The 7,605-nt window shown below is 47.1% G+C and carries 5 protein-coding genes; 1 reads left to right on the top strand and 4 read right to left on the bottom strand.

Going from position 1 to position 7,605, the window contains the following annotated elements:
• Window positions 1-17: 17 nt before the first annotated feature.
• From bglX to ABUA47_RS21345, 4 genes are all read right to left on the bottom strand, one after another.
• Window positions 18-2,222, bottom strand: a complete 2,205-nt coding sequence (bglX, locus tag ABUA47_RS21360) for a beta-glucosidase BglX (protein WP_349832019.1) — start codon at window positions 2,220-2,222, stop codon at window positions 18-20.
• 30 nt (window positions 2,223-2,252) lie between these two features.
• A complete protein-coding gene (locus ABUA47_RS21355; RefSeq protein ID WP_035448880.1) occupies window positions 2,253-4,715 on the bottom strand; it encodes a beta-glucosidase in 2,463 nt (820 codons plus the stop codon).
• A gap of 176 nt (window positions 4,716-4,891) precedes the next feature.
• Window positions 4,892-6,217: a porin family protein gene (locus ABUA47_RS21350; RefSeq protein WP_035448882.1), complete on the bottom strand. Its 1,326-nt coding sequence runs from the start codon at window positions 6,215-6,217 to the stop codon at window positions 4,892-4,894.
• Window positions 6,218-6,766: an RNA polymerase sigma factor gene (locus ABUA47_RS21345; protein ID WP_005831669.1), complete on the bottom strand. Its 549-nt coding sequence runs from the start codon at window positions 6,764-6,766 to the stop codon at window positions 6,218-6,220.
• Window positions 6,767-6,947: 181 nt separating this feature from the next.
• Here ABUA47_RS21345 and ABUA47_RS21340 point away from each other — a divergent pair.
• Window positions 6,948-7,605, top strand: a 658-nt coding sequence (locus ABUA47_RS21340; RefSeq protein ID WP_349832017.1) for a hypothetical protein, incomplete at its 3' end; no start/stop codon positions are given.

Genomic DNA, 7,605 nt, shown 5'->3' with positions numbered 1-7,605 from the left:
TTTATAGGGTAAGAATCCTATTCTTTCAAGTTATAGGTAATCTGCTGTACATCATCACTACTGCCACCCACCATAAAGACGAAATCACCAGGTTCTACCATATAATTCATCTCATTGTCATAGAATCCCAGTGCATCGTCAGTTATCTGAAAAGCTACAGTTTTGCTTTCACCCACATTCAGATGAATTTTCCTGAAGCCCTTCAATTCCTTTATCGGACGCGTAACAGAGGCTACCTTATCCTGCACATACAATTGAACTACTTCCTCTCCTGCACACTTACCGGTATTAGTCACTTTTACCGACACCTCCGTATGGACGCCTGCAGCCTTGCCCGGCAGCAGTTTCAAATCAGAATATCCAAAATCCGTGTACGAAAGCCCATATCCGAAAGGATAGGCAGGCTCAGTGGAAGCATCGATATAAGATGCCTTATAGGTCTGTTTCAATGCGGTAGGGCGGCCGGTGCTCTTATTCTGATAATAAATGGGAATCTGTCCTACGTGTGCAGGAAATGTCATGGGCAATTTAGCCGAAGGATTATACTCTCCCCACAACACATTGCATATGGCATTGCCGGCCTCACTTCCCAGCCACCAAGTACACAGTACCGCATCAGCATGTTCCCTTATCTCATTGAAGATTACCGGACGCCCACACATGACAAGAGCAATGACAGGTTTTCCAGTCTTTGCCAGTTCCGACACCAGCTTCTGCTGCCCCTCGGGTATGGCTATATTCACTTTGGAAGCCTTCTCGCCACTCTGACCGAATCTCTCGCCTACCGCCACAACAATGACATCCGAAGCCTCAGCAGCCTGTAATGCTTCCTGCAATCCGGTCAACTGATTGCTCTTCATATCATAGCCTTCAGCATAGCTCACCTCCAGTCCTTTCCGGACCAATGCATCATATAAGGTCACCACTTTGTTCCGGTCCGTAGTGGCAGCCCAAGCACCTGCCATATCGTACTGGGATTTTGAGAGTCCTCCTATCAAGGCTATCTTCCTCGTCTGTGCCGTCAACGGAAGCACAGATTCCCTATTCTCCAGCAATACAACGGAACGCTCGGCCATACGGAGCGAAGCATTACGGACTTCGGGCGCATTGAGTATTCTGGCCGCTCTTTCCGGATTACAGTAGCGAAAAGGGTCCTCAAACAATCCCAACTCATATTTCTTCTCCAATATACGCCGTACTGCATCATCAAGCACACTCTCCTTTACTTTCCCTTCTTGAACAAGCTCCTTCAGATAAGTCAAGTAGCAGGTACTTACCATCTCCATGTCCAGACCAGCATTCAGCGCTTTGGCTGCGGCATCTTTCTTGTCAACAGCATAACGGTGGTTCACCAATTCCTCTACCGAATTATAATCGGACACAACAAATCCCTTAAATCCCCACTGCTCTCTCAATAGCCGGTTGAGCAAGAAATCATTGGCAGTACAAGGAATATTATTAAAATCATTGAAAGCACTCATCACGGTAGCTGCTCCTACCTTTATGGCCGCCTTATAGGGAGGCATATAAAAATTGGCAAAGTGGCCCATTGACATATCCACACTATTATACTCCTTTCCTGCTATCGGTGCACCATATCCGGCAAAATGTTTCATACATGCCATGACAGTCGTCGTGTCTGCCAAATCGTCTCCTTGCAAGCCTCTGACACGCGCCTCCGCTACCCGAGAACCATAATAAGGGTCCTCACCGGCCCCTTCCATGACGCGTCCCCAACGTGCGTCCCACGAAATATCCACCATCGGGGCAAAAACCCAGTTCAAACCATCAGCGGCACTTTCCAAAGCATTGTAGCGTGCAGCTTCCTCAATCATGGCCAAATCGAAACTTGCAGCCTCGGCAAGCGGAAGCGGAAATCCGGTACGATAGCCGTGGATAACATCCAGTCCGAAAATTAAAGGAATGCGCAAACGCGATTGCAAAGCATACTCTTGATAACGGCGTATATCCTTTACTCCTATCACATTCAGCATAGAGCCTATTCTGCCTTGCCGGACATACTCTTCTTTAGGAATATTTCCACCGTCGGGTCCGGTAAAATTCCCTCGGTAGGTGCATTGTGCAAGCTGGCCTATCTTTTCATCCAGCGTCATCTGCTTCATCAAGCTTGAGATGAATTTCTCCTTCTCCGTAGTTTGTGCCGAGGTAAAGGTGTTACCAAGTCCCCACAGACAAACCATCAGTATTATTATCTTTTTCATACTGCCATTCTTGTTTTGATATTTATTTTATCATAAAACAACAGTTGCCTTCAATGGTAAATCAGCTGAAGAAGGACCTGCCAGAATCTCAAAAGTCCCCTTTTCCACTACAAACCGATGTGATTCCACATCATAGTAGGCAAAGGCTTCCTCATCCAGCAATATCCGAACGCGCTTGGTTTCACCCTTCTTCAAGTAAACCTTATCGTAGCCTTTCAACTCCTTCAATGGACGCGGAACAGAACATTCCACATCCCGCACATATACCTGAGCCGCTTCCGCAGCATCCATCTTTCCGGTATTCTTGATGTCAAAGCTTACCGTAACCCGGCTTCCCCCCGTCTTCTCAACACTCAGATTACTATATTCAAAACTACTGTATGACAGTCCATACCCGAAAGGATAGAGCGGCTGCTTTCCGTTCCGGTCATATCCCCTATAACCTACGAAAACACCTTCGGCATACTGCACCCGTTTATGAGGTACATTGCGATTGTCATAATAATTACCATATACCGGATTATCTTCCCATTTTTCCTCGATGCTGACTGGTAGTTTGCCACTTGGCGAAAGCTTGCCCGTAATGATTTCGGCAAGGGCCTTTCCACCCTCCTGCCCCGGATACCATGCCATCAAAATAGCTTGTACACTCTGCCCCCAATTGCGGAAATCTATTCCACCTCCGGCATTCACCACCACAGCCACATTATCATGAAGTGAAGCCACTTTATTAATGAGATATTCCTGCCCGTATGACAATGCAAACGGACGGTCGAACCCTTCACCTTCTGTACTGCTGTTGAACCCGGCACATACAATAACATTCCTGGCATGCTTCAGTGAAGAGGCCAAACGCTCCTCATCCATCATTCCTGCCTGGAAACTGACAGTCGCCTCACCCACATTATCAAAATATTCAATACGCAACCGGTATATCTCCCCTGCACTGACCTGCATAAATGCACTGCGGGTACTGAATGAATGGTTCCCCCAATCTCCGGTAATCAGCTTATCGTTTACAAACAGACGGTATCCGTCATCGCCAGCCAGCTGGAACTTGACAGTTCCATCCTTGTCAGCCTTGTAAACTCCCGTCCAACGGGCAGAAAACTGATCTACCGGCATGCCGTCGAACGGTGCACCGTATTTCCAGGCATGGTCTATGGCAGGCTCTATGGCAGCTTGAAAGAGTTCTCCGGTAAGATTACGAGTATTATAATATTCGCCCTTAAAACCGTTTTGCGTAAAACTGCCATCCGTATAAATCTGTTGGGACATATCCTTATAAAGAATGCTGTCAGACAGCAGCTCTATCTGTCTGCCGCCCTTCAACTGAACCATACCGTCATAGAGTGACACTACCGAATAAGGGGTGATAAATCCGCTTCCTCCTCCTGTGGGAATAATATCGGCATTAGGCCCGATTACCAATGTTCTACCGTTCCGGTAAGGCAACGTACCGTTATCATTTTTCAATAAGACTACTCCTTCTCTCGCCAAGTCAAGTGCAATTTCCTTAGACTGTGCATTGTCTTTATCGATAGATTTATCTTCTCTCGGAGTATCAAGTGCTCCAAAAGCAATCAATGTCTGGAGTATATGCCGGACTTTGGCGTCAATGGTCTCTTCCTTCACGATACCATTCTCTATTGCCGGAATAAGAATTTCCCTGGTCATGAATTTACCGACGGGCATTTCCAAATCCAACCCTCCATTAGCGGCTCCCACACCGGAATATACAGATGTCCAGTCAGACATCAGGATACCTTTAAATCCCCACTGCTTGCGTAATACATCAATGTTCAGCCAGCTGTTTTCGGTGGCATGTACCCCGTTCAGCGGATTATAGCTATCCATGACCGCCCCTACTCCTGCTTCCTGCACAGCTTTTCGGAACGCGGGAAAATAAATTTCCTGCAGCGTGCGTTCATCCACATCTGAGCTGGCATGATGTCTGCTCCACTCCTGGTTATTGGCCGCAAAATGCTTCACCGTAGCCATAACTCCCTCTTCCTGCACTCCCAAGATATATTCTTTAGCAGTTTCGCCCGTCAAATAAGGGTCTTCACCAAAATACTCATAGTTTCGCCCGCATAGAGGAGAGCGGTAGATATTGACTCCAGGCCCCAACAGAATACTTACCCCACGGGCCTTTGCATCCCGGGCCAAACCATGTCCCAGCTCTCTAGCCAACTTACGGTTCCATGTCGAAGCCGACAAGATGCCACAAGGATACAAGGTACTTTGAGTATTGTTACGTATGCCTTGCGGACCATCGGCCATCCTGATTTCGGGTATGCCAAGCCGGGGTACAGCCCGGATATAAAAAGATTTGGGACCGGAAATGTAATCGATTTTTTCTTCCAGCGTCATTTGAGAAACCAACTCCCTGGCACGCTGCTCCACCTGGGGAGTAATACACACTTGTGCTTTTGCCGTGATTGCACAACAAAGCAATAGCCCGCTTAAGGCTACTTTCTTTTTAATCTTCATTTTGTCTATTTTACTACGTGTTTGTTATATTGCCGGGCATGTCCCGACCTACTTTCTTTCTTCTCAATCAATAAAAAACCGTGTCCCTTCATCCACCAACGAAGAAACACGGCCGAAAGTTATTAAGAAAATTCTGAATCTACAAGAAAGTGGACAAAAACATGTCTGTCCTGCTATCAATAAGTAAGACGTATACCGGCCTGCAACGTAAAGTTACACGGGTTCTCCTTGCGTATAGTCTGTATCGACGAACCGTCATCAAAGAAATAAGATACTCCCGGTTCCACATACAGGCCCACCCTATTGCTTATGTTATACTGGGCACCGACAGCACCCATGACAGAAAGCTGTACCGGTTTCACAGTCTCACTCTCAGTACCAATCTTGCCATACACACATTTTTCAATGGCACCCCCCGCCGAAACGTACATCGTAAAGTTCTTTGCATCCACAAAGTTCCAGTTGGCCCGTACCGGAATGCCAATATAATGCAGCTTCTGGCTTATCTTTTCCGAGCTGCCCTCATACCTTACGTCAGAAGCAAGATAGGTATACGTCAGCCCGCTTTCCACAGAGAAACCCTTCGCCAAGTTTTTCCGCACCGAAACACCGAAACTGAGCGGTTGTTTATGGTCTATATCCGCAATTTTCTTTTCGCGTCTTTGCAGATAGGGCATACCATCCTTAAAAACCAGTTCCTGCCCGTCGGGAATAGTAACAATGCCATTGGCCGTAGAGGATAAATCTACGTTACCGCCATAAATAGGACTTCCAGGCATGTAGTCCGACATCACATTCGCTTCCCCTTCATTCGCCAATGAAAAACCTCCCGTATTTCCTACGGACAAGCCAACCGCCCATCCTTTAGCATCCCTACCAGAACTGTTTTTTTCCGGAAGATGCAGTTTGTCCCGGCCTGACGGACGATAGCGGTCTTCCCTTGTCTCCGGTTCCTCGGCCTGCATTGTAGTTTCATGGTCCGTATCTTCCACTACCGGTTCTTCCGCCTGCTGTCCAATACCGACAACCTCATCTGCAGTTTCAACCGGCAGCATTTCCTCCTGCTGTTCTTCGCCAACCGATATTCTGATATGTTGTGCAACCAAAGGGTGACTTGCCTCCTTATTGGGCGCCGATGCATTTCCATGTGCCCGATAAGCAGGCTCTATGGAATTAGTCCGTATGGCAGGTACTGTCTGTTCCGGCAAGACGTCCGGAGCCACAGCCAAAGCGGGCACTGACGTATGCCGCATTTCATTCCCTACCGGACTCTGCAACAGCCACAGACTGACGGACGAAACCGCCACCAGCAACACAGCTGCCGCGGCCACCGCCCAGCGACGGAAAGGTATCATCCTATGCGGTCCGGTTATCGGAGCTCCGGAAACGGACAATTCCTTCTCCAACCGCTCCCATCCGGCAACCGGCAGCGGTTCGGAATAGTCTTCCAGCTTGTCCTTTATCTTTTTCAACCACAATTCATCTTCCATACGTTCCTTCATTTAATCATTTCTTTTCATCCACTCACGTACTTTTGCCGCTAAAGTCGCTTTAGCACGCGTCAACTGCGAGGCAGAGGATTTTTCATTAATTCCCAATAGTCGAGCAATCTCCTTATGGGATTTCTCTTCAAAAATATATAAGTTGAATACGGTACGATAGCCGGCAGGCAATTCACTGATAAACTGCATCAGTACCTTTTGAGGAATGACATCTATTGACGAACCTTCCGGTTCCTCATAAGCTTCGGGTGCATTCTCCAAGGCCGATGACTGATTCATCACATCATTTTTCCGCAAATACTGCAACACCGTATTCACCATTACGCGTTCCATCCATGCCCGCAGAGAACCCTCTCCCCGCCAAGTGAACTTATCGAAAGAATCAAAAAGTTTCAGAAAACCGTCATGCATCAGGTCTTGGGCAGTCTCCCGGTCACCTGCATAACGGAGGCATACGCTGAGCATGCGTCCCGCATAGCGCTCATACAGTTCTTTGCGGGCAAGATTGTCTCCTTGCCTACAGCGTTCTGCCAATTCCTGTTCTTCCATTCTCTCTTTTAACACGTGTTTACCCTATAAATGCAATCGGCGCAAAAATACTGCATCAGGCAGAGAAGAAAATCATACTTTCATTTCTTTAACAGTATACTACGCAGTATTTAGCTTTTCACCGCATTTTTTGAATACAAAAATAAGTTTTAAACAGAAAAAGAGCTAAAACCTACCACTTATGAAGAAACTGAGAATGACATTGGCAGCATCCATGCTTTTATTCCTGACTGCCATTGTATTGCAATCATGCCTGGACGATTGGGATGACAAATATGACACTTTGTTCGCCGTAGGTACGGTAAAGGTCATCGAAGGAAAAGACTACTATTTCTCACTGGACGAAGGCAGTAAACTATATCCCAGTGACACAACCTATGTTCACGACTATGCCGTAATAGACGGCCAGAGGGCTTTCATCTACTTCCGCGAACTGGAAGAGAAACTTCCAGGCTACGAATATAATGCCCAAATAAAGCACATCGAAAACATTCTGACCAAAGACATCTACTCCATGCCTGCCGAAAAGGCAGACAGTATCGGAGACGACAACATCAACGCCACGGATTTATGGATTACGGGCGAGTATCTGAACATCAAATATCAATTCTACCACAGCAACAACGAAGATAAGAAGCACATGCTGAACCTGGTCATCAATGAAGCATCCACCGGCGAAAACGACAAACCGGATTACGTCAATCTCGAATTCCGCCACAATGCCTACAATGACAGCCAGCTCACGCTGGGCACCGGACTGGCCTCCTTCAAGCTGGACAATATAGCGGAACAACTGAAAGAGAAAAAAGGGCTGAACATCCGTGTCAAAAGTCTATATG

This window comes from Bacteroides sp. RTP31139st1_H2_RTP31139_211217, assembly GCF_040227615.1.
GTDB classification, from domain to species: Bacteria; Bacteroidota; Bacteroidia; order Bacteroidales; family Bacteroidaceae; genus Bacteroides; species Bacteroides uniformis.
The sequence above is the reverse complement of the archived record's forward strand: the minus strand, read 5'-3'. Positions and strand labels throughout refer to the sequence as shown.